Origin of the sequence: Litorimonas taeanensis (assembly GCF_003634015.1) — a bacterium.
Taxonomy (GTDB): Bacteria; Pseudomonadota; Alphaproteobacteria; order Caulobacterales; family Maricaulaceae; genus Litorimonas; species Litorimonas taeanensis.
The window spans coordinates 1,614,376-1,641,357 of record NZ_RBII01000001.1 but is presented as its reverse complement, the minus strand read 5'-3'; the positions used below and the strand labels follow the sequence as shown (position 1 = coordinate 1,641,357).

Genomic DNA, 26,982 nt, shown 5'->3' with positions numbered 1-26,982 from the left:
CAATTTACTTGCGTCCTCATTTTATTATGTGCATACATAAAAGCAATTCATAACGAAAGCAAGCCAGAGAGCGATAAGCAGGAAAAAGGATTTGATGGCTAAGAGTGTTCGATATCAAGACTGCGATATTGCGACGATGCAGGCTGGGACGGCGCCCTATGGCCTGATAGAAAAGGCAAGTCTTGTTATAGAGGGCGGACAAATTTTATGGTTAGGCAAGGCCTGTAATCTTCCTGAGCGTTTTCATGCCTTACCAGTAACCTCTTTAAATGGACGCCTCATCACACCAGCATTCGTTGACTGTCACACCCATCTGATTTTTGGGGGGAATCGGGCGTTAGAATTTGAAATGCGATTGCAGGGCGCTAGCTATGAAGAGATTGCGCGCCGCGGAGGCGGCATAATTTCAACGGTCAAGGCGACGCGAGAGGCCACGGATGAGGAGCTATTGAAATCGGCTTTAACGCGTCTCGATGCCTTGATGGATAGCGGCGTCAGTGTTGTCGAAGTGAAATCAGGTTATGGCCTGACGATAGATCAAGAAATCCGAATGCTTCGCATCGCAAGGGCTCTTGAACAACACCGCCCTGTTTCAATTGTGACAACTTGGCTAGCCGCCCATGCCGTGCCGCCTGAATATAAAGGGCGGGAAGAAGCGTATATAGATGAGGTCGTGATTGCGGGTTTAAAATTGGCACATTCACAAGGTTTAGTCGACGCCGTGGATGGATTTTGTGAAACCATCGGATTCTCAACGGCCCAAATGACGCGGATATTTAAGGCCGCAAAATCATTGGGTTTACCCATGAAATTACATGCGGAGCAATTAACGGATCAAAAAGGCGCTATCTTAGCGGCAGAATATCAAGGCTTATCAGCGGACCACCTTGAGTATTTAGATCCAAATGATGTGCCTGAATTTGCGAAAAGTGGGTCTGTTGCTGTTTTATTGCCAGGTGCTTTTTATACACTGAAAGAAACTCAATTACCGCCCGTAAAAGCATTGCGAGATAATCAAGTTGATATGGCCATCGCGACAGATTGTAACCCTGGAAGCTCGCCTTTAACTTCAATTTTAACGGCAATGAATATGGCTTGTACGCTTTTCTCTTTCACACCAGAAGAGGCCCTTACTGGCGTAACACGTCATGCGGCAAAGGCTTTGGGTCTATCAGACACTCACGGCGTCATTGCCGTCAATCGCCCAGCCAATATAGCGATTTGGGATGTGAAACACCCTTCAGAACTTAGCTATTGGTTAGGCGCCTCACCCCTACATCAACTCATGTCTTCGCGAGCTTTAACATGACGCATATATTGACTCCACATGCGACAACGCTTTCGGACTTAGAGGCGTTCTATCGCTCAACAGCAGGGTTTGAACTTAACCCTGCGGCATTGGTGGATGTTGAGCGTAGCGCTCAAAGATTGACAGAGAAAATCAAACTGGGTGACGCGATATATGGCGTTAATACTGGGTTTGGGAAACTGGCCTCCGTGCGCATCGAATCTGATCATCTCGCCACATTGCAGCGCAATTTGGTGCGGTCCCATAGCGCAGGATTTGGGAAGCCCCTACCGAGTGATATTGTTCGGTTGATAATTGCACTAAAATGTTTGTCCCTTGGTAGAGGTGCCTCTGGCGTGCGCGCATCGGTTATTGTGGCTTTGCAAAACTTAATAAAATTTGATGTGATTCCTGTCATTCCTGAAAAGGGATCTGTTGGGGCGTCAGGTGATTTAGCCCCTCTAGCGCATATGGCGGCTACATTAATTGGTGAAGGGGAGGCTTTCTATAAGGGAAAGCGAATGGCAGCGGGTGAAGCTTTGCGCCAAGCTGGGCTAGAGCCCGTTATTTTACAAGCCAAAGAGGGATTAGCGCTTTTAAATGGCACGCAAGCTTCCACAGCATTGGCTCTCGTCGGTTTATTTGGAGCTTGGAGATTAGCTGTCACCTCATTAACCACTGCGGCGCTCTCAATTGATGCAGCCATGGGCTCTAGCGCTCCATTCCATCCGGAAATTCATAGCCTGAGGGGGCATAGAGGTCAGATAGAAAGTGCCGAGCAATTACGAACCTTATTAGAGGGTTCTGAAATACGAAATAGTCACGTGGAAGGTGATGAGCGCGTTCAAGACCCTTATTGTCTTCGCTGTGCCCCGCAAGTCATTGGCGCTTGTCTTGATCAATTACGCCATGTCGGACGGACCTTAGAAATAGAAGCCAATGCTGCGACAGACAATCCATTGGTCTTATCTGATGGAGCGATTGTTTCTGGCGGAAATTTTCATGCTGAGCCCGTGGCCTTGACGGCGGACTTGGCGGCTATCGCGATTTCAGAAATAGGCTGTATCGCCCAGCGCCGCGTCGCCTTACTTGTGGACCCGGCCCTTAGTTTCGGTCTCCCGGCTTTTTTAGCCCCCGAACCCGGTTTAAAATCAGGTTTGATGATTGCAGAAGTCACCTCGGCCGCATTGATGAGTGAGAACAAAGCGCTTGCTAATCCGCGTTCAGTTGATTCAACGCCGACCTCAGCAAATCAAGAAGATCACGTGTCTATGGCGTGTCATGGGGCGCGCCGCCTTTTGGAAATGAATGATAATCTGTCTGCTATTTTAGCCGTCGAAGCGATGGCTGCGTCTCAAGGGGTTGAATTAAGATCACCATTAAAAACAAGCCAAAAGTTGCAAGCCGTTATTTATGAAATTCGTAAAGTGTGCCCGCCCTTAATCGAAGATAGAATTGTCAGCCCCGATATAGAAAACTTAGCGGCGCTGATATCAAATACGGAACTAGGTTTAACAGACACTCCCATTCATCTCTGAGGTTTATCGAACCCCTTTAAAGAAGAGGAATACTGGTGTGAATAATCAATTCAAGAACCGCCGTGATATAAAAAGCCCCATAGGGCCAAAACTCAATTGCTTAAATTGGGCAACAGAAGCTCCTTTTCGCATGTTGCAAAATAATTTGGATAGGCAAGTGGCCGAGAACCCAGATGAGCTTGTTGTTTATGGCGGTATTGGGCGCGCCGCCCGAAGTTGGTCAGATTTTGACGCGATACTCTTAACGTTGAAAACACTAAAAGAAGACGAAACATTATTGGTGCAATCTGGTAAGCCAGTGGGTGTATTTCGAACGCATTCAAACGCCCCGCGTGTGTTGATTGCGAACTCTAATCTTGTGCCGCATTGGGCAAATTGGGATCATTTTAATGAGCTCGATAAATTAGGCCTTATGATGTATGGTCAAATGACGGCTGGCTCTTGGATTTATATTGGTACTCAGGGCATCGTGCAGGGGACCTATGAAACCTTCGTCGAGGCGGGGCGAAAGCATTACGGCGGAAACCTATCCGGAAAATGGATATTAACGGGCGGCTTGGGCGGTATGGGCGGTGCTCAACCCTTGGCAGCCGTTATGGCTGGGGCGTCTTGTCTTGCCGTTGAATGTAACCCTGAGAGTATCGATTTTCGCCTAAGGACTCGCTATTTAGATGAGAAGGCTGAGACATTAGAAGAAGCCTTAGAAAAGATTGAGCGGTGGACAGCGGCAGGAGAAGCGAAATCTATTGGTCTTTGCGCCAATGCGGCAGACATCTTCCCTGAACTGGTCAAACGCGGCGTGCGGCCTGATATGGTGACTGATCAGACATCTGCGCATGATCCCGTCAATGGGTATTTGCCGATAGGGTGGAGCCTTTCTGAGTGGAAAGAAAGGCGTCAGAGCGACCCTAAAGCTGTCGAACGCGCGGCTTGCGCCTCAATGAAAATTCAGGTTCAGGCAATGGTGGATTTCCATGAGGCTGGAATACCTACTTTTGATTATGGTAATAATATTCGCCAAGTCGCAAAGGATGAAGGGTTGGATAAAGCCTTTGACTTCCCAGGGTTTGTGCCAGCCTATATTCGCCCTTTATTTTGCAAAGGTATCGGGCCGTTTCGTTGGGTCGCGCTTTCCGGTGACCCAGAGGATATTTACAAAACAGATGCAAAGGTCAAAGAGCTGCTGCCTGACGATAAACACCTGCATCATTGGCTAGACATGGCTCGGGAGCGGATTGATTTTCAAGGTCTTCCGGCTCGGATTTGTTGGGTGGGGCTAGGGGATAGACACCGTTTAGGCCTAGCCTTTAATGAAATGGTGGCGAATGGCGAATTAAAAGCCCCAGTGGTTATCGGACGCGACCATTTAGATAGTGGTTCGGTTGCGAGCCCAAATCGCGAGACGGAAGCCATGAAAGATGGCTCAGATGCTGTTTCAGATTGGCCGCTTTTAAATGCGCTTTTAAATACGGCTTCTGGCGCCACATGGGTTAGCCTTCATCACGGCGGCGGTGTCGGTATGGGGTTCTCACAACATTCAGGGGTTGTCATTGTGGCTGATGGAAGTCAGGCCGCAGCGCAAAGGTTAGAGCGCGTGTTATGGAATGATCCCGCCACGGGTGTCATGCGTCATGCTGATGCTGGATATGATGAGGCTATACGCTGTGCAAAAGAGAAACAGTTAAACTTACCGGGTATATTGAAATAGCGCTCTTATTTAAGAGCCGCAATCAGAGAGCCGCGGTTTCAACATTAGAGCGTGCTACTTTAATCGGCGCTGTGGTCGTCATGTCTTGACCATAAAACGCTCGGAAAAAATCCTCCAAATAGGCTTTGTCAACGATGTCATCGACTCCTAGGATGGTTTTACTCTGAAGGTAATCCTCATCGATATTATTAGAAATTATGACTAGCTTTGCATTTTGAACATATTGCTTGATAATTGGAACAGAAAATTGCCCTGAAATTGATGCGGCTAGATTGTTATCAAGTAAGACAAAATCGTACTGATATTGCAAAAGTAGCTTTATCGCCTCACTGCATTTGAATGCATGGTGGATAGAATACCCGTCAGAGCCGAACAATCGCGTTAATTTACACGCTATGAGTTCTTTTTCTGCAAGTTCGTCATCTATTATCAAAACTTTAATCATAACACAGCCATGCCGCATAATGGTGTACCAATGATTAAGTGCTGAGGAGTAGGCCGCTATCTAAGTTGTAAATTACACTTATGGTAAATATAGGCTTAATTATTAGAAGCATTCCGAATGGCAGCATTTCGATTGGCTATCACAAGACTTATCTCATAGGATTGCTTGGCGCTCATCTCTGACATAATAAGGCCAGCCTTTGCGCTGTTCATATCCCGGAGGAAGCCCGCCGCAAAGGCCGGCGCCATGCTATCAAATATTTCTGCCGCCTTTTTAGGCTTCATTGTCGAATACATAGAGATCAGATGATCTAAATCTTCAGAGGCGACGGCTTCCATCCGCGCGAGCTGTGCTTCAACAGAGGATTTTGTTGTTTGAATGTTTTCTAACTGTGCTGAGAGTTTAACTTCTAAGGCTTCAAGCGCTGTTTCTCGCTCATTCAAACTAATCTTTTGTTTTTCGATGCGGTCTTTCTCTGCTAAAATTGCATCGGCCATTGTGCTGGTGAGACATATAGCGTCTTCACTCAGATTTTCATCACCGCTGACGTCTGAGAGTACAGGCTTTGCAGGTTTATCCGTCTTGGTTTCAACAATGCCGTCGGCTTTGTTCTTCGCTGAGGCAAAAGACAAATTCGTAAGTTGCAATGCCGTGACAAGGCCAAAACTTACTGCAATTATTGGAAGGATACGGCTCTTCATGATTTGAAATATTTCCGCGCTTGTAGAAAGCCGACTTTCTTATCACTCACACCTTTTTTCTGAACGAGTGCATCAATATTATCGAACAGCTCATCAATTGGGTCTTTGTTTAATGATTCAACTTTGGATGTTTCGATAGGTTCAATCGTCGTTAAAATGTCATCTGTGTCATTGGCATTGATAACAGCCGCTTGTCCCTCTGGGCTGAGTATTTCTGATAGTGTTTCATCAAGCTGCGAAACGTCGTCTTGAGCCGGCGATGTAGAGGCTACAACGCTCAGGTGACTATCTGGTTTGACAGGGCTTTCATTCGCATTTTCTGCGTTGTCGTCTTCGTCAAAAAACGAAGAGAGATCTGCAGCGGCCTTAAAAGCCGTGAGGCGGCGATACTTTTCAATGTCAGCAACAATTTTCAAAAGACTAGAGGCTGTGTTCTGTGCTTTGCCAATTGCGTGTGGGAGCTTGGTTTCCACATGTGGTGTTAACTCAGATTTTAATTTCTCAGCCCGAACGAGAACCCGCTGCAAGGCGAGGGTTTCCGCCTCTACTTTTGCAGAGGCCTGATCCGCCTTTGATAAAAGGGCGTTTAAGGTTTCAATGGATTCGACAGTAGAGCTCTGGGCTTGTTTAGCGGCTTGGTGTGTTTCTTTAATCGCGTTGGTAAGGGAAACAATTGACGCGCCAACACCAGATTTGAGACTGCTGAGGCCTTTGAGCCGTCTATTCAGTAAAAGACAATAAAGGCAGGCCACACCAGAGACCAGTAACAGGACAATGTCTTGAACAAAAGCGAAGTTGAAGGGAAGTGACATAAAAGGGCCTGCTACCTGATCAAAAATTCAGTTATAAGGATACCGGAAACATTACTGTCTCCGAGGACGAGTTTTGCGCGACGTAGTAATTGGGCGCGTAGCTGCGGCAAGAAAGCTACATCTTGCAATTGTTCGACTTCGATGGCCCGCAAATAACTCATGAAAGCATCGCGTAACCGTAAGTCGTTCGGGTCAATTGACCCAACCATAGATTCAGGTGTTTCTAAGGCCAAAAGAATGCGTAACACTTGCTTGTCTTCGCGTAGAGATAAGGTGAATTCATTCAATTCAACAATGCCTGTATCCGCTGATGTGAAGTGAAGAGGCTCAGCATCATACTCATCCTCTGCTTCATCATGTACAACAGGTGCGCTATGCGGCGTTGGCAAAGAGTATACTGTAGCAAAAGAAGCTGCGGCAAGAATGAGAGGGGTGACAATCGTTCCGATTAATCCACCTTTGGATTTACCCGATTTAGCCTCTGAATCACCATTGGCAGGTGCGGGCGCTTTTTTGGATTTTTTAAGCTTAGCCAAGATTCGAATCTCAATACGGTTAACTGGAACTTAATAAAAAACACAGAGTAGTAAACCATCTGTTAATTATTAACATAGTATTGAAAAATACACTGATTTGTTTGTCATTAGACGCAGTTTAGTGTGCCTCACTGGTGAAAAGGACTTTTTCCAGGATTTATTCCAAGGCAATAGGATGAATATTATTAACGTGTGGTTGGCTCTGCCACTACAAAAACGAATTTTTTCCATCGCGAGTGTTCTCGCTACGATGGCCTTTGTCTTCCTTTTAGCCAGTGTCACCATGAAACCAAAAATGGGTTTGCTCTATGCTGGGCTTGACCAAGCTACGGCGGGGGACGTTATTGCTCGTCTGGATGGTCTCGGGGCCAAATACGATGTCCGCGGCAATGCCATTTATACTGATATAAAACGTCGCGATTCATTACGCCTTGAGTTGGCGCGAGAAGGCCTGCCCAAGCAAAGCGTATTAGGATATGAACTGTTTGATGATTTAAACAGTTTTGCCATGTCTTCTGAAATGTTTGACGCGACTTATTGGCGTGCAAAGGAAGGCGAGCTAGCCCGCACTATTCTGGCAATGCCAAATATTAAAGCGGCCCGCGTGCATTTAGGGACACAAAAAGCCTCTGGTTTTTCTAAGGGCCCAGAGGCAAATTCAGCCTCAGTCACGGTATCTACCTCCTCTGGGATGACGTCAGAGCAAGCTAAAGCCATCCAGTACCTTACGGCTCTCTCTATCGTTGGACTAAAGCCCGAAGATGTTGCTGTGATTGATACAGTCAGAGGACTAATTGTCGGGCCGGGCTTAAATATGCCAGCGGAAATGGGTGGTGACGGCGAGATTGAACGTACCGCAAAACTCAAAGAAAATTTGATGTCTATATTAGAAGCACGTGTTGGCGCCGGGAATGCCCGTGTGAGTGTGTCTTTGGACGTTGACCGCACGCGCGAGAGTTTCACGGAGCGTAAATTTGATCCAGAAAGCCAAGTTGTTAAGTCTCAAACGACATCTGATGTGTCGGATACGAGTTCAGGTCAGAACTCGGCAGTTACAATTGCCAGCAACCTGCCTGATGGCGGCGGGGCGGCTGGTAATAGTAATTCGGAACGAAGTGAAACCAGTGAAACGGTCACTTATGAAATCTCTGAAATGGTGCTTAATCGCGAAATCATGCCCGGTGCAATTAAACGTATGACAATTGCCGTTCTTGTGGATGATCAGCAAATTATTGCCGAAGATGGGACCGTTACGACACAGCCGCGGACGCAAGAGGAAATCACGGTTTTACGTGATTTGGTCGCATCGGCTTCGGGGCTGGATGAGGAACGGGGCGATGTTCTTACGGTCCGTTCACTGGCCTTTAAAAAACCAGAAGAAGTCGATTTTGTGGTTAAGCCAAGCTTGATGGAACAGTTCACAGAGCAATATCTGTGGAGCACAATTCAATCAGTAATTTTGGGTCTTGTGGCCTTATTATTAGGATTGTTTGTCGTGAGGCCGCTGCTTTCACAAAGCGGCGCCGCGACACAAAAGAATTTGGACGACCTCTCTATGGCGCCAGAATTACTTCCCATGAGCTTAAATGAAACGCCCGACGGTGGCCAAGCACAAATGGGCATATCCCAAGCGTCTGAACCCCTAAAGCTTAGCGGCCCTGTTTCAAATGACCCTGTAGATTTGTTGAATAACAAAGCGAGCGAGCAAGTTGATGAAGCGACAGAACTTCTCGCGAGTTGGTTAAGCGCGGAGCCTAAACCAACATGAGCCAGCAGAATTTCATAACGCAAAGCAGCCTTGTTGCAAAGACACCTAAGGCCTCTCACAATTCTGATGGCCGCCTCATCATGGCGGATTTTTCGGTTTTTCATGCCGTTTCTGACAACCGTGAACACTTCGTTGACCCTGAAACAGCGTCTCAAGAGAATCAAGATTACCTAAACGGCGTAGAAGCGGGGAAAGCGGAGGCCCGCGCAGTATATGAATCAACCATTCAGGTGATGGAGAAAACTCTAGAAACTTTAAAGTCTTCATTTGCCAAACAGGTGAGTGAGATCGAAGCGAGTCATGGCCGCGTCATTGCAAAGTGTTTGGAAGCCGTATTACCTGACACTGCGAATAAAATTTTACTCTCCGAAATGAATAAAGTTTTAGAGCAAGCAGCCAATGCCGAAATTCAAGGGCAAATAATTGTAAAGCTTCACCCTCATAATATTATTGCAAAAGATTTCTTGAAAGGAAAAGGCGGAGTAGACTTTAAGGTTATTGAAACTGAAAATATGCCCGAAGACGCGGCCTCCTTTATGTGGGAAAAAAGCCGCGTAGATATCGACCCTATGACAGCAGCGAAAACATGCTTGGACTTAATATCAAGACAGTTTGGTGAGGTCCTTTCCATCACGCAATCCCCACAATCAATTAACAAAGAGGCGTAATCATGAGCCAATCTGATACGGATTTTGTAGACATGCCAACAACAGCCCCTGATCCATTAAATAACGAATCTGGCAGCTCTGATATCCCTGTATCAGAGCGCCGGGATGGCCAAATGGGGTCGAATTATAAACGTTCAATTTATGCATTACCTGTGACCGTCCAAATGGTCGTCGGTACGGCTCGCCCGACAATTGCTGAACTTTTAAAACTAAAGGCAGGCTCAGTTTTAGAAATGGATAAATCGATTAGTGATCCTGTTGATGTTTGCATCGATAATCGCGTTATTGCGCGAGGGGAGCTCATTGAAACGGATGTTGCGACAGGTGAGATTGGACTCAAAATTACGGAAATCGTTGATATCTCAGAGGACATGCTCTCTGCATGATCACGGTAGAACGAAATAATCATTCGTTCTTACGGCGTATCAGACCCCTAAAGGGTCTTTTCGTCGTTTTAGGGGGCATCATCCTCATGCTTTATATGGGCATAGGAGAGAATGCATGGGCACAAGTCACTGACCAAGTTCCCGGTCAAACGCCAAATCTGGAAGAGAGCCTAGACGGTCTCTTAGACCGAACTTTGCCAGAAGGCGAAGGTGAAGCCGTAGGGTTAGATGCTCGCGTCATTCAATTATTTCTTATTGTCACAGTTCTAAGCCTTGCGCCTGGGCTTGCTATGATGATTACGTGCCTACCGTTCATGTTGATTGTGTTCTCATTTCTCCGTCAAGCTATGGGGCTGCAACAAACGCCGCCGAATATGATGATAATGGGGCTCGCCATGTTTCTGACCTTCTTTGTCATGGAGCCCGTTTTTACGCAGTCCTGGGACGATGGTTTGTCACCCTATATGGACGGTATGATAACTGAACAACAAGCCCTAGACCGCACTCTAACCCCCTTTAGAGGGTTTATGGAGGCCCGTGTAGAGCCAGAAACTATAGAACGTCTGGCGGCCACTATGCCCGACAGAAATTATGATTTGTCAGAGCAAACCCCTATGCCGCTTTTAATTACCTCTTTCATGCTGTCTGAGATAAAACGCGCCTTCCAAATTGGGTTTGTCATTTTCATGCCTTTTTTGATAATTGATTTAATTGTCGCGTCTATCTTGATGGCTATGGGTATGATGATGGTACCGCCAGCCGTGGTGTCTCTGCCATTTAAATTAGCCTTCTTTGTTATGGCAGATGGATGGCTGAAAATTACTGAGGCTTTATTACGTGGATATGGAGTAACTTGATGGCGGACCAAGGCATTATATCGAGGCCCCGTACAAATATCGCCTTACAAGATCAGGGTGTGGACCAAGCAGGGTCTGAAATATCTGATATCACCGATCTGACGGATGCTCAAAAAGCCGCTATCGTTATTATCTCAATGGGGCAAGACTATGCCGCACCCATAGTCGACAAGTTAAGCGACGAGCATATGAGCCGTTTTGTACGGGCGCTCGAAGAACTTCGAGAGGTGCCGCGCCCCAAAATGCTTGCCGTTATTGCAGACTTTGTAGTGAAGTTGAATGGCCGGAAAGGGATGTTCCGTGCAGGTCCTGAAAAGGCTATGGAGATTGCTCGAAATGTTTTGGATGAAGAGCGGATGGACCGCCTTGCCTCACAAGACCCTTATCTGAGACGGAGTAAACCCGTTGTTATTGTGGGGGTTTGGGCCGAGTTGGAAAGAAGGCCAACAAAAGGCGTTAGTGAATTTCTCTTGAAACAAAAAACCCAAGTTGCGACTTATATTTTATCAAAGCTATCGAATGATGTCGTAACAGAAATTTTAGCTGAAATCCCCGAAGATAAAACAATTGAATATATTCAGCACCTTTCCAATGAAACGAAAGTCGCACCCTTTGTAGAAGAGGCGATTGAGAAATTCGTAAGAACAGAGTTCTTGGAAGAAGATGACTTTAAAGGAGGAAGTGAGTCTGTCATCTATGTCGCTGACCTGATGTCCAGCCTTGATAGAGATCGACGTGAACGTATCCTAGAAAGCATTGAAGCCGTGGATAAAGCGCGCGCTAAGAAAATTAGAGATGTCATGCTGACGTTTGATGATTTACCAGAGCGCTTGCCGACATCTGCCATCAGTCTCATTTTCAAAGACTACAATAAAAAAGATTTGATAAATATGCTCAAGGCGGCCTCAGTTGAGTCCCAACCCGTTTGTGAGTTTTTCTATTCCAATATCTCGCAACGTATGGCCGATCAGATAAGAGAAGAAGTCGATATAGCGGAAGATCTGAATGAGAAAGAGGCAGGAAAAGCTATCTCTTCCTTTATGAGTTTCCTCAGCGGGCTCGAGAAAAATGACCGCCTAACATTTTTACCAAAACCCGTGAATACGGAAGAGGCCTTAAGCGCCGCAAGTTAGACCCTCTTAGAAACGCCTATAATTGAAAATGGGCGTTTCTATTTTTTCTTAAATAAAAGCTGGGTTCTTTACTGAAGAACTAATTCAGCGTGTAGCGCGCCTGCTGTTTTAATTGATTTTAGAATATCAATCATTTCCCGCGGAGTGACGCCGAGCGCATTTAATCCGCCAACAAGATCAGGTAGGGTCACACTGTCATCAAGAATGGCAATATTTCCTGGCTCGCCGTCACGGACAGAGATACCTGTACGCGGCACTTGTATGGTTTCACCATAACCAAAAGGGTTGGGCTGGGACACAACAGGGTCTTCAGTAATTTTGATAGAAAGATTACCCTGCGCAATAGCAACAGAGGAGACTTTTACATTTTGATCTAAAACGATGGTGCCTGATCTTTGGTCAATAACGACACGGGCTACCTGTGCGGGTTTAAGTGTGTAGTTCTCAATTTTCCCGATGATATGAGCAGGAGATTGTGAAAGCTTGGAGAGGTCAAGTTCTACTGTACCTGAATCCATTAGTCTGGCGTGCTTTCCGCCTAAACCTTGATTGATTTTAGTTTCAATGCGTTCTGCCGTTGTGAAGTCAGGGGAGCGTAGGGCAAGACGAACTTTGCGCAGGCTTTGAAAATCAAAGTTAATTTCTTTTTCGATACGTGCGCCATTGGGAATAGTACCTGATGTTGGAACGCCTTCAGTAATTGAGGCCCCTTCGCCTTCGGCTTTGAATCCGCTCACAAGGACGCTGCCTTGTGCCAAGGCGTAAACTTCTCCGTCAGCCGCATTAAGTGGTGTCATGACTAATGTACCGCCTGCAAGGCTCTTGGCGTCACCAATGGAAGAGACATTAATGTCAATTTTAGAACCAACCCGAGCAAAAGGTCGAAGAGAGGCTGTTACTAATACGGCTGCCACATTATTCGGACGAAAATCACTACCTTGGATATTTACCCCAAGACGTTCGAGAAGGTTAGACAGAGCTTCTTCTGTATAAGGGGAGTTCCGAATAGTATCGCCTGTACCATCCAGACCAATGACGAGGCCATAACCGACAAGGTCATTTCCGCGGACACCTTCAATATCAACAATGTCTTTGATTTTAACATTGGCCACAGCCAGTTGCGGCATAGTGATAAGCGCGGCAAACAACAATAGAGTAATGGCTTTAAATAGGTTGCGCATAATTCACCGAAGGAAGTTTGTAAGAGACAGGCTAGAGAGACGGGCCGTGATGGTATAGGACGCCTCTAATTGTACCTGTAATTGTTGAAGTTCGGCCGCCGCTTCATATTGATCGCGACCGAATAGGTTTTGGAAGGCGATTGAAAGCGCATTTTTTTCGCTCTCATATTTCTCGCTTACTGATTTCAGTGTTTCTGAAGTCACTCCGATTTCTGATTCAAGTGATATAAGGGCCGAACCGCCATTGCCCGTAATCTGGGCACCCATTTGAAAGAGTTTGTTGGTTTCATCAGTATCCGTTGTCGCCAATGAATCTTGACTAACGGCCATGATGGCTAAGCCTTTAAGCGTTTCTTTGATGGCCTCATGCTGCCCAGTTATACCCAGTTGAATTGTTTGGCCGTTTCCTAATGGAAGGGCAGGCGCAAAATTATCTCCACCTTGATAAATACGAGTCTCGAAATCACCGCCGGCGGTGTCAAAATAGTCATTTACAGCTGATATTGCATCATCCGCATTTGTTGCCGTGCCTATAATCGCACGAAGGTCGTCGAGCAGAACATCTGCGCTCGCAAAAGTTGGCGTATCGGTTTTATCGCCGGAGAATAAATTTCGTTCGCCAAGGGAGACATTGAACTGACCCATTATGAGGCGCAATTTATCTTCCGCTTCATCGGCGATAGGGGCGATCCCTTCTGACGCATTTGAATTGAGGGCGATAACCGCACGTGTGTCTATATTTGACAGGGCTTCTCTGGAGTTCGTGATTGAACGCGTCATCGAATCCAGTCTTGCTGTTGACAAGCTATTTACTTCTTGGGCTTGGATGATGTCGCTTTGTGCTTTTTGTAATAAATGTGCGCGACCTACATCCCCATTCGTCGCTTTGGTGAGGTCTGATTGCAGACCAGACACGGCCTCTTGTGAAGCGGTTTGAATTTGGTCACGAATTTGCGCCGTTGTTCGGCCGAGGCGGGTATATCCGAGTAAGTCTGGGAAGCTGGCCGTTTTCATCATATCACCTAGAGGCTCAGTAACGTATTAATCATATCGCCAATCGTTTGAATGACGCGCGCATTTGCTGAATAAGATTGTTCGATAACGAGCAAAGACTGGAGTTCTTGGTCAACATCGACGCCAGTGGCCTCGATTTCAGCGTCACTTAAAATATCAAGGCGCGCTTTGGTACTCGCATTAATTGAATCATAGCGCAGAGACTGTTCGCCAACTAGGGATGTAATCCCTGCCGCCGCGCCAATGACGCTGAACTGACCACTTAATCCAGAACTGGCCGATGCTGGCTGGGCGTCCGTCATAGCCGCAATCATATTAGTGATTAAGGTTGAATCGCCAGAGTTACCGACTGCGGTTGCGCCAATGCCATCCCTTAATCGATAGGCTTCTCCACCCGTATTAGGGTTGACGGCATTGTTTAATTTAATGCGAGAGGCTGCTCCGCTGGTTTGTGTTGGGTCAGCCAACAATGCTGCGTCCGTGAATAAACCTTGAGCGCCAGGGGCTTTTGTCGGATCTAAACTGTCATCTGAAAAGCGTGAGACGAGATCAACGGCCAGACTATCTAGGCTATCGATAAAATCTGTTGCAACGCTATCGCGGACTGCGAATTCTCCTGCGAGGATTCCAGTTTGAAGTGCATTGCGGTTGTCACCACCAGGTGTGATGTTTTGTTCCCCAACAAAGAGGCCTGATAACACACTACCCGCTTCGCCATATCGCATTTCGCTGGTGATAACGGGGCTTCTGGTAAAAGAGATTTCATTGACAGAGCCAGCTAAGAGATAAACGCCGCTTTCCGTCGTAATATCAATGCGGCCATTGTCGCGCTGTATGTCTTTAATAGGAACGATACTCGATATCGTGTCGATGAGGCTTTGACGTTCATCTTCAAGAGCGGCTGCACCACTAGAGAGGGCATTGACTGAATTAATTTCATTGTTGATGTCATGAATACGGTGGAGAGCGCTGTTGACGATATCGACATTCGTCTCGATATTTTTATCAGCAGTTTCCCGCATAGAAAGCGCAACGTGAGAAAGTGCTTGAAATTGTTGGACAGTTTCATTGGCTGAGGCGATGGCGGCGTTTTGAAGCGCGGATGATTCTGGTGTGGCTTCGAGCGTTTTTAAATCTGCCTCAAAAGCTTCCAGACTGGCGAATAAGCCATAACCACTACCGGGTTCGCCGATTTCATTCGTCAGCGTAGAATAGGCATTTGCGATAACGTCAGTGCGGCCCACGGCTGCGTTAGCATCTCTTTTTAATCGGGAAACCGCGAGGTCTTGCGCGCGTTCAATGGCCGAAACTCTAACCCCAGTTCCGCCATTCGCCGTCACATTGGCTTCAGAGACAACTTCACGTTTTGCATAGTTGGGGTTGGATGCATTTGCGATATTGGATGCCGCAACATCGGCTCTGATTCCGGATTGAATCAGGCCTGAATTGGCATTTGATAAAGCGCTTGTAAGTGACATATCTCTGTATCCCTCTTTCTCACTTTAATATCGAAGTGAGAAAGATGTTTTTAGGAAATTATCGTTTCAAATTTGTCGTTTCTTGAAGCATTTCATCGACAGTTTGAATAATCTTCGCATTCGATGAGTATGCGCGCTGTGTTTCAATAAGCGCTGTCAATTCAGAAGCGATATCGGTACTGGATTCCATAAGAGAATATCCCGCATATGATCCTGTTGGGCCTTCGCCAGCGTCCCAGAAGTAAACTTCACCACTGGTTGATGAAATTTGAAAGGCTTGATTGTCCACAGCGTTCAGGCCATTAGCATTCGGCACATCCGCAACAGGAATTTGATAAAGTGTCCGTCGGAAACCCGTATTGTAAATGGCTTCCATGAAACCTTGCGGATTAATCTCAACAGATTGCAAGTCACCCACAGGTGATCCGTTCGCTGACACGTCATAAGGTGAAAAATCAGTGCCTAATTGCGTCAATCCAGTGGCTTCACCGGGTTTTCCGATAAACGCTGCGATTGGGCCAGATTGGACCGTAAAGCTAAGTTCACCCGTTGCCACATCATAAGTAGAGCCTGCAGCCGGTGTGATGGTGGCCAATGTCCCACCATCTGCGGTGCCAGCATTGCCGTTGAAAACGACATCAAAATTGGCAATGGGTGTATTGGGGTCGCCGGCTGTATCAACAACGCTGACACTCCATCCGTTATCAACACCTGGCGTCTTGGTGAAGGTCAAATTCAAGGCTTGTTCGATACCAAGAGAGTCATAGTAATCAACTGGTAGAATGAAAGGGTCATCGCCATCTACTGCATTTGCGGGGAGGTTTAGACCAAGATTGATGTTTCGTGTGGCTTCTGCGCTAGACTGACCGAGGTTAGCATTAACAGGCACCAAATCAGATTGGCTCCCACGACTAGGTGCCCCTGTTTCGCCTGTCGCATCTGTTGGCCATCCCAAGAGATAAAGTCCGCTTTGCGTCCTTAGAAAACCATTCTCATCCGCGGAAAAGCTACCTGTCGGAACCATCATAAAGTCGCGATTAGCGGCGTCAGTATTAATTCCAGCGAAATTCGTAACAGGAATCATGCCGTCGCCATTAATGGCGATATCCGTTGATCGACCTGTTGAAATTAAAGACCCTGAACTGGCAACATCTTTGAAAGACGTTGCCCGAACGCCTCCAGCTGAATAAATGCCTTGTTGCTGACTGCCTATGACGAGGCTTGAAAAGTCTACGTCACTACGTTTGTAGCCATAAGTAGCAGAGTTAGCGATGTTATCGGAAATAGTAGCGAGGCGTGTTGAATTTACATTCAAGCCCATAACCCCTGCATTGAGGGAGGAGGAGATAGTCATTTTATTCAATCCTTGAATTTAATGTATGCTCCTCAGGTTACTCTTCTTATCCTTAATAAAGTGTGTAATTTTTAAAATGGCCCCAATAGTGAAGGTTAAATAAACGTTTTCAGGCGTCCATAATCACTATTTTGACCCTAAGGCCTAATATGGGGGACGAAATTTTAAAGGCTCAGTTCATTTAGGTGTCTGAGTTAGATAAGAGTTAGATATCTGAGTTTAAAATCGTAATCGAAATGCGGCGGTTCATTGGAGAATATGGATCGTCAGAGAAGGGCTCTGTCGATGATTTCCCTTCGACACCTGAAATTTGTGTGGCGGGAAACCCAGTTCGCGCAAGAAGACGTCGAGCTGAATTGGCTCTGTCAGAAGAAAGCTCCCAATTTGTATAGTTCCCTCCATTAGAAAATGCATAATTATCAGTATGACCAACGATCTTAATTTGATTGCTGACATCACTGAAAGCGTCTGAGACAATGCTTACGAGAGCTTCTAAAATTGGTGAAGGTTTCGCACTGCCACTTGAAAATAAAGGGCTGTCCGTTTGATCCACAAGTTCAATGACAAGGCCTTCAGGGCTCATCTTAAGCTTTAAGTGTTCAGAAAGTGATCTATCCGCCGCAACCAGTGCTTTGTTCATGGCTTCTATTTTTTGCTGAATATCGGAATCGTTTAAGCCCGGACTTTTCACAGGCGAATTTTTATCGGCAGACTCTCTATCGCTTTCTCCGGCGGCTCCAGAGCCGCTCTTGGCCATTGTGTCTTGCGTATAGAGAGAATCGCCTTTTAAAGCATCTGCCCCGCCCCCTGAGACGGCGGCCAAAGGAATATTCGGATTGAAATAATCAGCAATCCCTTTGCGTTGTTGCTCAGTCGTCGCATTTAAAAGCCACATCAAAAGAAAGAACGCCATCATCGCTGTTACGAAATCAGCATAGGCAACTTTCCATGCGCCGCCATGATGTCCATCTGCAGCATAGACTTTTTTACGGCGGATAATGATTGGTCTTTGAGCATCGCTCATAACTTTTTTCCCGATTCTCAATTTATACCAGATAGTGGCGTAAAATGATGAGTATCCCGGAAAGAAACACGGTAAAGACGGGCCAAAGAATTACGGTTAATGGAGTCTTAAAAATTTTAAGACATTAGAAAGACAATGTCTCTATGGCGGTTACAAATCTATAGCACCGAGTTTCTGTATGAGCGTTTTACGCAAGAAAATTGATAAAGCCGTTTTCACATCATCTTTGGATGTCGAAAAGGTAAAACGCGTGTGGAATGGCCCCCACGAGCAAATTCTAGGCGCGCTTGAGACTTTCATCGAGCCTTTGTTCTGGAAGGCGGATATGATTAATGTCTTTAAATTGACCCCGTCTGACATTTCTAAGGTCTTTCCCGAGCGAGGCATGTACACCGCGCTCGGGCCTACAGATAGAGATGTGAAATGCGTTTTATCACTTGACCCAAAACTAGCCGCTATTGTGTCTAAATATGGATTTACGAGTGAAGTGTCTGATCTTGAAAACTTGGATGCTTATGAATTTTCGGAATTCGACATCGCGATTATGGATGGATTCATCAATGATGTACGGACTATAATTGATATACCTTCATTTATATTTCGGTCTGATTATACGGACTTTTCTCAAATACCGCTCGTCCAAGATAATTCAGAGTGGGTAAAGCTAGAGCTTAACTTTTTGACGAGCTTATCTCCTAAATCAGAATGTGTACGGGTGCGTTTAAGCGTCTTGTTGCGCCTGGCCCATTTGAAAGAACTTCTTAAAAATAGTCCTGATATCGAAGACGAAGATATGGCTATAGTATTCGATGAGGACACAGAGGTTTTGACGCGGCATGTCGATCAGAGCCATACGCCGCTGAGGACAATTCTTGAGAGCCGGGAAATGACTGTCGCGGATTGTACGCGATTAGCGATTGGACAAGTCATTCCTTTACCTGGAATTTCTTTGCAGGAATTGAGAGTCGAGGCTGAATTAAAGAATGACCGCATATGTATTGCTAAGGGAGCGCTTGGTATTCATAAAACGCGCCGCGCGGTAAAATTAGTCGAAGATATTGACGCTTCTTTTATCGAAGCTGCTATGCCTGGGCGAGGCCGTGGAAGCCGTTCGTCAAACTGAAAATTAGTACATAGTTAAGTAATAAGTAACAAATGCGCGTTATCGCCGCTCTATGAGCTCCGTTTTTGGTATTATATTGACAGTGATTTGCGTGTTCGGGGGGTATCTCTGGGCAGGTGGTAAAATGGAGATTATTCTCCACTCTCTGCCTTATGAAATGATGATAATCGGCGGGGCTGCGCTAGGTGCGTTTGCCTGTGGCAATGATATGCACACGATTAAAGCGACAGGGAAAGATTTGATGGCCGTCTTCAAAGGGCCAAAATGGAAACAATCAGATTACACCGATTTATTGTGCCTTATGCATGAACTGGTTCGTATTTCTCGTGAAAACCCAGTTGAGGTTGAAGGACATATTGAAAACCCTGAAGAGTCAGCTTTATTCCAGAAATATCCACGTATCTTAGAATCAACCTCATTCGTTGAAATGATTTGCGATACAATTCGTTCGATGTTGATGAACTTTGATGATGTTTATCAGGTTGAGGAGATGCTTGATAAGCAATTAGAGGGCATGAAAGAAGAATCCCTACATGGGGCTCACGCTTTGCAGAATATGGCAGATGCCCTGCCAGCCCTAGGCATCGTGGCGGCGGTTTTGGGTGTTATTAAAACAATGGCTTCTATTGATAAGCCACCAGAAATTTTAGGGGGTATGATTGGCGGCGCTTTGGTTGGGACATTCCTCGGCGTTTTCCTTGCTTATTCTTTGGTGGGGCCGATGGCCAACAAAGTCAAAGCTATCAGAGAGCAGGAACACTTCTTTTATGCATTGATTAGAGAAGTCTTGGTTTCAAGCCTTCATAAGAATGAAACACAAATTTGTATCGAAGTGGCAAGGCGGAGCGCACCTAAACATCAGCGGCCAAGTTTCTTGGAAATGGAGCAGGCCTTAAAAGACCTGAAGAATGTGGCGGCATGATACAGAGCGCCGCGCCCCGAAATATGTTCCTGAAAGGATTGAAATGCCAGGCTTCAAGCGTGGCTTTTCTGCTTTCATGCACAATAGGGACAATGGGGCTGCTTTCACCTTCTGCATTGGCAGATGATGTTGATAAGAAAAACCCACCTTCGACGATTGAAGATGACCTTTCAAATGCGGCAGATTCTTTGAGCGCCGTTATAGGAAGTGCAAAGCAATCAGGCATTCTTAAGTCGCATTCTAACAAGGCGGTGACGACCCCAGTCCCTGCGGGTGAAAGGCAAAACACGCCACAACCGTTAAATGTCAAATCAGGTAGTTGTCAGGCTTTGTCGGTATTAGATTTTTCTAATCTCAAGACTTTGTCTAATTATGAAGACCTTTCCGCGGCAAAAACCTCAGAGCCACAAGAGAATAAAGCAGGAAACTCTCAGCACATCGCCCGGGTTTATATTAGCTTAGGCTTAGGCATTGAGGCCGCAACGGCCATATCCAATGATAGCTCAGAAGAAGCCAACCTTCTCAGACATGTCGCGATGATATTAGCCGAGCCGAATACAGCACGATATACGGGTGTTTTTAAGCCTTACCAAAATTGCGTAGATACAATATTTCCTTTTGTCGCATTGGATACGCCAGAGGTTCTAGCTAATGACATTGACGGCGCACGGCGCCGCGCCATCATCAATAGCCTGGATAAATATCCGCCAAAACTAAAAGATTTTTTAGAGGTGCATTTGGCGATTAGGGCCTTTGAAAACGGACGTAATAATTTAGGGAATGCGATTTGGAGTAAACTTGAACGTGAAGCCCGTGAAAACGAGACAGCTTTGCCAGAAGAGCGTTATGATGAAGACGAGTTGCTCTATTTAAAAGCTTTATTAGAAGTCAACGGGGATACCGATTATGCGCGGTCTATATTCTCTCACTTGGCTGAGCGTGAAGGCTTGTACCGTCTTTCATCGCTGCAACAACTTACAGATTTAAAATTAAAGTCTATTAGCGGTTCAAAGAGCGGCGGGTCGTCTGTCAGAGGTTCTACAGCGATTGAAGTTGACTTGTTGGAAATGAGTGAAAAGGGCATTGGCAGTAGAGATGGCCAAATTGCAGCCTTCGAACTTGTCAAAAACAGAGTCTATTCAAATAATGTTACAGCAGCTGTAAACGTTACGAAGAAATATTTTCATCCCTCTGATGATCAGTACAAGGCGAGCGCTGAGAAAATAAGATCTCTTATCCAAGCCCGCCTTATAAGCGACAATAATTTGGTCCGGTTGCAGGGACTAAATGGCTTTCTCAGTGAGCGCGACTTTTATGCCGTGACGGACAATTTCCCGGCACTTGAATATGACGCATTATATGCCGCTTTTGAGAGCGGCTTACCTGAATTGCACTCTAGTATTATTTCCGAAGCATCATCGATGCCGGAGAAAACAGATCAGCTATTGCGATCTTCAAAATTATTTGAAGCGATAAAGCACGGGCAGACCTCTTTGAAAGATATTGAAAGCGAAATTAAAACCCTTAGCGAGCCGATGGTCTTACGGATTGCACAATACGCTATTGCTGAAAACGATATTGCTTTGATGCGTATTGTCGAGGCTAATCTGGCCAGTGAAACTGAGGCGCAAACTCTTTCGCGTTCCATTGCCTTTGCTGAAAAACGGTGGGGCGATATCACAGCGACAGAAAGTTCACCTGAAACGACGTCACAGGTAAAAACAGCTAATCTACTGTCACGAGATATCCAAAACCCAGTGACAACAAAAAGTAAAAACTGGCTGTCCTCGCTGCCAAGTCAGCTCAAAGATATTGATACTTCCATTCGTCAAACAAAGGATTTTTTGAATAATGGGTGATTTTAGCTATATCGCAATCTCCCGTCAGTCGGGGTTAATGAAAGAAATGAGCCTCGTTGCAAATAACATGGCGAATTCAGATACCGTTGGCTATAAACGTCAAGGCGCGATTTTTGCTGAACATATTGCAGCCATAGGGTCAACAAACCAATCAGGATCCCCAGAACACAGTTTGTCAATGGGGCACCTTGCGGCGCATTCTCCAGATTTCGGGGCAGGCAGTATGCGTCCAACAGGGGGCAGTCTTGACATAGCTATCGAAGGCGAAGGTTTTTTTATGGTCAATGTTGATGGCCAAACTCAGCTGACACGTGCGGGCAATTTCATGACAGACGCAGAAGGTCGCCTGATAAATGTTGATGGAAATGCTGTTTTAGATTCTGCTGAAGGGGAAATTCAAATCCCTATTGATGCGGGTGAAATCTTTATTGCTGAAGATGGCAGTATAAGCGCGAATGGTGTGGAACTAGGCCGTATTGGTGTTGCCACTGCAGACCCTCAAACTTTGTCACGTCAGGGAAATAACAACTATGTCGCTCGCGAAGGTTTTGCACCTTCTGAATTTACCTTGGTTAGACAAGGTTATCTAGAAGACAGCAACGTAGATCCTATGACTGAAATCTCACGGATGATTGAGGTTCAGCGTTATTACGATGCCGGACAGAAAATCTTCGACATGGAAGATGATCGTATCAAACAAGTTATCTCAACAATCAGGCAAATTTCATAAGCCAATAAGTTAACCGTCAAATGGAGGAGATTCAGGATGAATGCTCTTAAGATCGCTGCCACAGGAATGGCCGCCCAACAGACCCGAGTCGATGTTATATCGAACAACATAGCGAATATGAGTACAACGGCGTATCAGCCGCGTGTCGCTGAATTCGCAGACCTAATTTACCAACAACATCTAACCCCAGGAACGGTGACTTCGCAGACAGGCACGATTGCGCCAGCCGGTGTTCAAATTGGTATGGGTGTTCGCCCCTCCACAGTTTCGATTGAGGTTGTTCAGGGGCCTCTTAGCGCAACTGGCGGCGATTTAGATTTGGCAATTGAAGGGAAAGGTTTTTTCCAAATTGACTTACCTAGCGGCGAAACAGCCTATACGCGTGATGGAAAATTCTATCAGGACGCAGAGGGACTGATTGTCAATTCAGATGGTTATGCCTTGTCTGACAACATCACTATCCCAAGTGATGCGCGAAGTATTTCAATCAGCCTTGATGGCGAAGTTACTGCCTTTTTCGACAATGCCGCCGAGGGGCAACAGATTGGAACAATCACCATGACAGTGTTTTCTAATCCAAAAGGGTTAGAGGCGTTGGGTGGAAATTTATTCAGAGAAACGAGCGCCTCTGGCAATCCTATTGTGTCAGAACCAGGTACAGAAGGCGTGGGTACGATGCGCCAAGGGTTCTTGGAAGATTCTGGCGTTGATGTCGTCGAGGAAATTTCTGAACTCATCGAGGCACAACGTGGATATGAATTGAACTCTAAAATCATTTCCGCCGTAGATGAAATGTATGCAGCCACAACGCGGATTCGATAGGATGAAACTGTTCAAGGTGATTGTTGCGCTTGGCGCAACTGGCTTGATGCTCCCAGATTTCGCTATCGCGGATGAGGTCATTGCCAATTCGACGTTAAGACGGGGTACGCAAATCACGGCGGCTGATTTAAATATTGATACAGATAGTGAATCAGAACGCGTAGCCCTTCTATCACAATATGTAGGTATGTCCGTTGTTCGCACTATCTCAAGCGGCGCAGAGATAAACCCCAAAGATGTTGCTGAACCCGTTCAAGTCAAACGAAACTCTACGGTGAAAATGATTTATCGATTGGGTCGTCTGGAAATAACAGCAACTGGCCGTGCGTTGGGTGAGGGGCGTATGGGCGACATTATTACGGTTATGAATTCTGAATCCCGAAAACGGGTCGAGGGCCGTGTTACAGGATTGGGCGTTGTGGAGATGATAAGATGAACTATTTGAAAACACTAACAGGTCTCTGCTGTGTTATCAGCCTGTCGGCCTGCGCGACAACTAAAAGCCAGAAGACAAAAGCAGAGTTTACACAACCTATTCCATCAATGAGCTATGCCCCCAATAATTACAGGCTAGATTCTGCGCCAGTCAATCAAACTCATTCTGGCATGAATGCACAAGAAACGTCACTTTGGAATAATAGTCCTAAATCATTATTTGGTGACCGCCGAGCGAGCCGAACGGGTGATATTCTCACGGTTTTGGTAGAAATAGATGACGAAGCTGAGTTGAAAAATTCAATAACAGAAGATCGTCAAAATTCTGAGAACCTAGGCATAGGAGCCTTTTTTGGATTACCTGAAAAGTTGAATGGAATTTTACCGGCTGGAGCTTCTACCTCTCCCGCTGTTGATTTAAGTCGGTCTCGAAATCTGGCGGGCGATGGGTCAATAAAACGCGAAGAAAAGATTACTCTACGATTGGCCGTACAGGTTGTTGATGTTCTTCCAAACGGATATTTGCAGTTAGCGGGTAAACAGCAAATTATGGTCAATGACGAAGTGCGTCATCTGCAAGTGAGTGGCCTTATTCGGACGCAAGACATCTCACGTCAGAATATTATTACTTATGATAAAATTGCGGATGCCCGAATTTATTATGGCGGGAAAGGTCAAATTACTGACGCGATTAAGCCTCGTGCCGGTAATAAAATCGTTCAAACCATTATACCTTTTTAGTAGGTCATTATGATTAAATCGCTTGTTAAAAATGCTGTTCTTATCATTGCCGTCATAGCCGGAGCTGTGGGGGCGAGTTTTTATAAAACGTCTCTGGCAGATAAAGAAGTCTCTAGTCACTCTGAGGCTAAACCCGCAAAAAGTTCAGGTCATGGGGAGAAGAAAGAAAAGAAAGATGACGCCCACGGGAAAAAGGCCAAAGGCGGAGATTCTCACAAAGGCGCTGATGCCTCATCGGTAAATTATTTAAAGTTCAAACGACAATTCGTTATCCCGGTGATGCAGAATAAAAAAATCACCAGCTTGGTTATTATGAATTTTAATATTGAGCTTGATGGCTCGGCGTCTGCCAATAGTTTTGCTTATGAGCCTAAGCTCAGAGACGCCTTTATGCGCGACCTTCTTAATCTATCGAATGAGGGGGTTTTTGATAATGATTTCACATCTCCTGAGACATTTGAATATATCCGTGAGACTCTGTTAGGATCCTCCAGACGTATCATGAAAGATGGCGTTCAGAATGTGTTGATTTTAGATATCGCAAAACGAGACACGTAAAATTACTTGATTAGCTGAAACAAAAAAGGCGCATCAATTTTGATGCGCCTTTTTTCATTCCCGATAGTATATTTCTAGCTGTCTAATTCTGTTTGATTATAAAGACTTTGCGCTAGCATTTGGGCGATATCTTCTAAAACCTGATTGCCTTCGGCTTGAAGCTCAAGATTGGAAAAGGTTGCCAATTGCTCAACGAATTGAGTTGAATCCAAAGGGGCAAGCGGATCTTGGTTTTTAATTTGAGCGGTTAGCAAAGTTAGAAACGTGGTGAATTGTTCGGTTTGTTCCGACGCTGTGCTTGTCTCAGTAGTGCTGTCTGTTGATGTTTCAGATGTCGATTCTGTGACGATTGTCGTGTCTTTGCTCGTGGTCGAGACAGTATCTTCTAAGCCAGCTTGGGGTTCAGAAGGAATAGCATTGGCTAAAAAATCTGACGCTTTATTCTGAGTCGTTAAACCAATTAAACTTGATACATTCATGCGTTTATCCTCTACTTTATCCTAAAGTCGAATATCGATTTGTGTTCTGTGTTCACCGAGCTGATATGCAGGCGGCTGTGATGGGGTGGACGAATTATCCTTCTGACCTTGCTGAGCCTGAAGACTATATGACTTAGCCTTGTCATCTTGAAGGTCTTGGTTGGCACCACTTCCAGTATTTTGCTCAAAGCTAAGATTAACAGAATCAAAGCCGCTATCGCTTAACAGTTGATGGAAAAAATCTTGGCGTTCTCGCAAGATAGCATGACTATCCGCTGAATCCGCTTTCACAATGACTGTAACCGCATTGTCCTGATCAAACAAAAAATCGATATAAACACGGCCCATTTCAGGTGGGTCGAGTTGGACAACTATCCCTTTGGGCGTTTCTTTGGCGGTAACAATCGCCTCGGAAATAGTATTAGACACAGTATTCACAATAGCATTCGCAACAGGGGATTGCGGTGAAAGCGAAGGCTGTGTGATTGAGGCAATAGGTCCTGCACCCGTTTGGGTGCCAGATATAGAGAGCCCTATAAGCGGGGATGACGTTGAGGATTGGGTCAACACATCTCCCGAATGGGAATTTGCTGTGAAACCTATATTTTGGATTTTCTCTTCGAAGAGCTGTGCATCTAGGTCTTGTTCACTGCCTAACTGTTCCTGAAGATCTAGGTCTATCTCGACGGAGTCTGCCGCGGCGTCTTCTATGTCTTCTATTTCTGAAATATCAATTTCGAGGTCAGTGTCTTCTTTGGCCGAGCCTTGTGTAGAGGCGTTTAATGCGAGTGGCGCCAATGTTGGCACCACCCCGCTAGCGGCTGTGTTCTGAGCATGCGTTGAAATGAGCAAGTCAGAGGATTTAATATCGTCCGCTATGGTTTGACTTTGTAAGATTTGTTCTGACGCATCAATTGTTGTTTCCGCCTTCACCGTAGAGAGCGTTTCGACGTCAAGATAACTAGCGGCTGTCTCTGGGGCCTCGTGACCTTTAATCGTATGAAACTGTGGCTCTTGTTCAAGACTAGCCGAGATTGAGGATTGTAAATCGGTCTCAACGCCGTTTTCGCCTACAGTTAGTGAAAGGTCTGCTGGGGTGGTATCATCACTTAAAGGGTGTGAAGCCTTTATAGTATGAAATCCTGACTCAATTTGATCTGAGGGCTTGTTCTTTAACGCCTCATTGCGTGTGTCATTAAGTCTTTTTTGAGTATCGGCCTCTGATTGAAGGGCTGCAATAAAATCTGCTTCTTCTTTTTTTGACCGTAATTCATCATAGCTATCTTGATCGCGCATTGGGTTGTTATTTGTCCCAATGTTCTGCGACGGGCCCATGCGGCGGACCTCAACTCCTGTACGGAGCTGTAGTAGTGATGAATCCTTCATAGAACATTTACTATATAAACAATCTTAACCAACCCT

At 45.7% G+C, this 26,982-nt stretch carries 27 protein-coding genes; 16 read left to right on the top strand and 11 right to left on the bottom strand.

Annotated features, from left to right (window positions below):
* The first annotated feature begins 94 nt into the window (after positions 1 to 94).
* The 3 genes from hutI to hutU are packed head-to-tail and all read left to right on the top strand — an operon-like array spanning position 95 to position 4,534.
* Positions 95 to 1,309 carry an imidazolonepropionase gene (hutI, locus tag DES40_RS07515; RefSeq protein ID WP_121100158.1) on the top strand — a complete coding sequence of 405 codons (1,215 nt, stop codon included), beginning with the start codon at positions 95 to 97 and terminating at the stop codon, positions 1,307 to 1,309.
* The gene (gene hutH, locus DES40_RS07510; RefSeq protein ID WP_121100156.1) at positions 1,306 to 2,826 is read left to right on the top strand and encodes a histidine ammonia-lyase; all 1,521 of its coding nucleotides are present in this window, start codon (positions 1,306 to 1,308) and stop codon (positions 2,824 to 2,826) included. The genes hutI and hutH overlap by 4 nt, the downstream gene beginning before the upstream one ends.
* Before the next feature lie 37 nt (positions 2,827 to 2,863).
* Positions 2,864 to 4,534 (top strand): urocanate hydratase, encoded by a 1,671-nt coding sequence (gene hutU / locus DES40_RS07505; protein ID WP_121100154.1) that lies wholly within the window; start codon positions 2,864 to 2,866, stop codon positions 4,532 to 4,534.
* Between the two features lie 22 nt (positions 4,535 to 4,556).
* On the opposite strand, the gene DES40_RS07500 is transcribed toward hutU, so the two are convergent.
* From DES40_RS07500 to DES40_RS07485, 4 genes are all read right to left on the bottom strand, one after another.
* On the bottom strand, positions 4,557 to 4,979 hold the full coding sequence (locus tag DES40_RS07500; protein WP_170144920.1) for a response regulator: 423 nt from the start codon (positions 4,977 to 4,979) through the stop codon (positions 4,557 to 4,559).
* A gap of 95 nt (positions 4,980 to 5,074) precedes the next feature.
* Entirely contained in the window at positions 5,075 to 5,680 is a 606-nt protein-coding gene (locus DES40_RS07495; RefSeq protein ID WP_121100150.1) for a MotE family protein, read from the bottom strand.
* Positions 5,677 to 6,492: a hypothetical protein gene (locus DES40_RS07490; protein WP_121100148.1), complete on the bottom strand. Its 816-nt coding sequence runs from the start codon at positions 6,490 to 6,492 to the stop codon at positions 5,677 to 5,679. The genes DES40_RS07495 and DES40_RS07490 overlap by 4 nt, the downstream gene beginning before the upstream one ends.
* Positions 6,493 to 6,503: 11 nt before the next feature.
* On the bottom strand, positions 6,504 to 7,028 hold the full coding sequence (locus DES40_RS07485; RefSeq protein WP_170144919.1) for a flagellar basal body-associated FliL family protein: 525 nt from the start codon (positions 7,026 to 7,028) through the stop codon (positions 6,504 to 6,506).
* A 175-nt stretch (positions 7,029 to 7,203) separates the two neighbouring features.
* Between DES40_RS07485 and fliF the strand changes: the two genes are divergently transcribed.
* Genes fliF through DES40_RS07460 form a run of 5 tightly spaced genes read left to right on the top strand, consistent with a single transcriptional unit; the run spans position 7,204 to position 11,840 of the window.
* On the top strand, positions 7,204 to 8,796 hold the full coding sequence (gene fliF / locus DES40_RS07480) for a flagellar basal-body MS-ring/collar protein FliF (protein ID WP_121100144.1): 1,593 nt from the start codon (positions 7,204 to 7,206) through the stop codon (positions 8,794 to 8,796).
* Positions 8,793 to 9,464 carry a FliH/SctL family protein gene (locus tag DES40_RS07475; RefSeq protein ID WP_121100142.1) on the top strand — a complete coding sequence of 224 codons (672 nt, stop codon included), beginning with the start codon at positions 8,793 to 8,795 and terminating at the stop codon, positions 9,462 to 9,464. Before fliF ends, DES40_RS07475 begins: the two co-directional genes overlap by 4 nt.
* A 2-nt stretch (positions 9,465 to 9,466) precedes the next feature.
* On the top strand, positions 9,467 to 9,850 hold the full coding sequence (locus DES40_RS07470) for a FliM/FliN family flagellar motor switch protein (protein ID WP_121100140.1): 384 nt from the start codon (positions 9,467 to 9,469) through the stop codon (positions 9,848 to 9,850).
* Positions 9,847 to 10,707, top strand: coding sequence for a flagellar type III secretion system pore protein FliP (gene fliP / locus DES40_RS07465; protein WP_233345493.1), 861 nt, complete (start codon positions 9,847 to 9,849; stop codon positions 10,705 to 10,707). The genes DES40_RS07470 and fliP overlap by 4 nt, the downstream gene beginning before the upstream one ends.
* Complete coding sequence (locus tag DES40_RS07460) at positions 10,707 to 11,840, top strand: FliG C-terminal domain-containing protein (RefSeq protein ID WP_121100138.1); 1,134 nt, start codon at positions 10,707 to 10,709, stop codon at positions 11,838 to 11,840. Before fliP ends, DES40_RS07460 begins: the two co-directional genes overlap by 1 nt.
* A 68-nt stretch (positions 11,841 to 11,908) precedes the next feature.
* Here the strand turns inward: DES40_RS07460 and DES40_RS07455 are convergent, their stop codons facing one another.
* From DES40_RS07455 to DES40_RS07435, 5 genes are all read right to left on the bottom strand, one after another.
* Positions 11,909 to 13,021 carry a flagellar basal body P-ring protein FlgI gene (locus DES40_RS07455; protein ID WP_121100136.1) on the bottom strand — a complete coding sequence of 371 codons (1,113 nt, stop codon included), beginning with the start codon at positions 13,019 to 13,021 and terminating at the stop codon, positions 11,909 to 11,911.
* 3 nt (positions 13,022 to 13,024) lie between these two features.
* On the bottom strand, positions 13,025 to 14,038 hold the full coding sequence (locus DES40_RS07450; protein WP_121100134.1) for a flagellin: 1,014 nt from the start codon (positions 14,036 to 14,038) through the stop codon (positions 13,025 to 13,027).
* Positions 14,039 to 14,043: 5 nt separating this feature from the next.
* On the bottom strand, positions 14,044 to 15,513 hold the full coding sequence (flgK, locus tag DES40_RS07445; protein WP_121100132.1) for a flagellar hook-associated protein FlgK: 1,470 nt from the start codon (positions 15,511 to 15,513) through the stop codon (positions 14,044 to 14,046).
* A 58-nt stretch (positions 15,514 to 15,571) separates the two neighbouring features.
* Positions 15,572 to 16,867: a flagellar hook protein FlgE gene (locus DES40_RS07440; protein ID WP_121100130.1), complete on the bottom strand. Its 1,296-nt coding sequence runs from the start codon at positions 16,865 to 16,867 to the stop codon at positions 15,572 to 15,574.
* Between the two features lie 205 nt (positions 16,868 to 17,072).
* A complete protein-coding gene (locus DES40_RS07435; protein ID WP_121100128.1) occupies positions 17,073 to 17,891 on the bottom strand; it encodes a flagellar motor protein MotB in 819 nt (272 codons plus the stop codon).
* A gap of 178 nt (positions 17,892 to 18,069) precedes the next feature.
* Between DES40_RS07435 and DES40_RS07430 the strand changes: the two genes are divergently transcribed.
* The 8 genes from DES40_RS07430 (at position 18,070) to DES40_RS07395 (ending at position 25,081) form a co-directional block, all read left to right on the top strand.
* The gene (locus DES40_RS07430) at positions 18,070 to 19,014 is read left to right on the top strand and encodes a FliM/FliN family flagellar motor switch protein (RefSeq protein ID WP_121100126.1); all 945 of its coding nucleotides are present in this window, start codon (positions 18,070 to 18,072) and stop codon (positions 19,012 to 19,014) included.
* Positions 19,015 to 19,066: 52 nt separating this feature from the next.
* The gene (gene motA / locus DES40_RS07425) at positions 19,067 to 19,936 is read left to right on the top strand and encodes a flagellar motor stator protein MotA (protein WP_121100124.1); all 870 of its coding nucleotides are present in this window, start codon (positions 19,067 to 19,069) and stop codon (positions 19,934 to 19,936) included.
* Between the two features lie 92 nt (positions 19,937 to 20,028).
* Complete coding sequence (locus DES40_RS07420) at positions 20,029 to 21,795, top strand: hypothetical protein (protein ID WP_147405871.1); 1,767 nt, start codon at positions 20,029 to 20,031, stop codon at positions 21,793 to 21,795.
* Positions 21,788 to 22,525 carry a flagellar hook-basal body complex protein gene (locus DES40_RS07415; protein ID WP_121100120.1) on the top strand — a complete coding sequence of 246 codons (738 nt, stop codon included), beginning with the start codon at positions 21,788 to 21,790 and terminating at the stop codon, positions 22,523 to 22,525. Before DES40_RS07420 ends, DES40_RS07415 begins: the two co-directional genes overlap by 8 nt.
* Before the next feature lie 36 nt (positions 22,526 to 22,561).
* Positions 22,562 to 23,347 carry a flagellar basal-body rod protein FlgG gene (flgG, locus tag DES40_RS07410; protein ID WP_121100118.1) on the top strand — a complete coding sequence of 262 codons (786 nt, stop codon included), beginning with the start codon at positions 22,562 to 22,564 and terminating at the stop codon, positions 23,345 to 23,347.
* Between the two features lies 1 nt (position 23,348).
* Positions 23,349 to 23,783 (top strand): flagellar basal body P-ring formation chaperone FlgA, encoded by a 435-nt coding sequence (gene flgA, locus DES40_RS07405; protein ID WP_170144918.1) that lies wholly within the window; start codon positions 23,349 to 23,351, stop codon positions 23,781 to 23,783.
* The gene (locus DES40_RS07400) at positions 23,780 to 24,523 is read left to right on the top strand and encodes a flagellar basal body L-ring protein FlgH (protein ID WP_121100114.1); all 744 of its coding nucleotides are present in this window, start codon (positions 23,780 to 23,782) and stop codon (positions 24,521 to 24,523) included. Before flgA ends, DES40_RS07400 begins: the two co-directional genes overlap by 4 nt.
* 9 nt (positions 24,524 to 24,532) lie before the next feature.
* Positions 24,533 to 25,081 (top strand): flagellar basal body-associated FliL family protein, encoded by a 549-nt coding sequence (locus DES40_RS07395; protein ID WP_121100112.1) that lies wholly within the window; start codon positions 24,533 to 24,535, stop codon positions 25,079 to 25,081.
* Between the two features lie 74 nt (positions 25,082 to 25,155).
* On the opposite strand, the gene DES40_RS07390 is transcribed toward DES40_RS07395, so the two are convergent.
* Both DES40_RS07390 and DES40_RS07385 read right to left on the bottom strand, forming a co-directional pair.
* Positions 25,156 to 25,560 (bottom strand): flagellar hook capping FlgD N-terminal domain-containing protein, encoded by a 405-nt coding sequence (locus DES40_RS07390; RefSeq protein ID WP_121100110.1) that lies wholly within the window; start codon positions 25,558 to 25,560, stop codon positions 25,156 to 25,158.
* Between the two features lie 21 nt (positions 25,561 to 25,581).
* The gene (locus DES40_RS07385) at positions 25,582 to 26,946 is read right to left on the bottom strand and encodes a flagellar hook-length control protein FliK (RefSeq protein WP_121100108.1); all 1,365 of its coding nucleotides are present in this window, start codon (positions 26,944 to 26,946) and stop codon (positions 25,582 to 25,584) included.
* Positions 26,947 to 26,982: the final 36 nt, after the last annotated feature.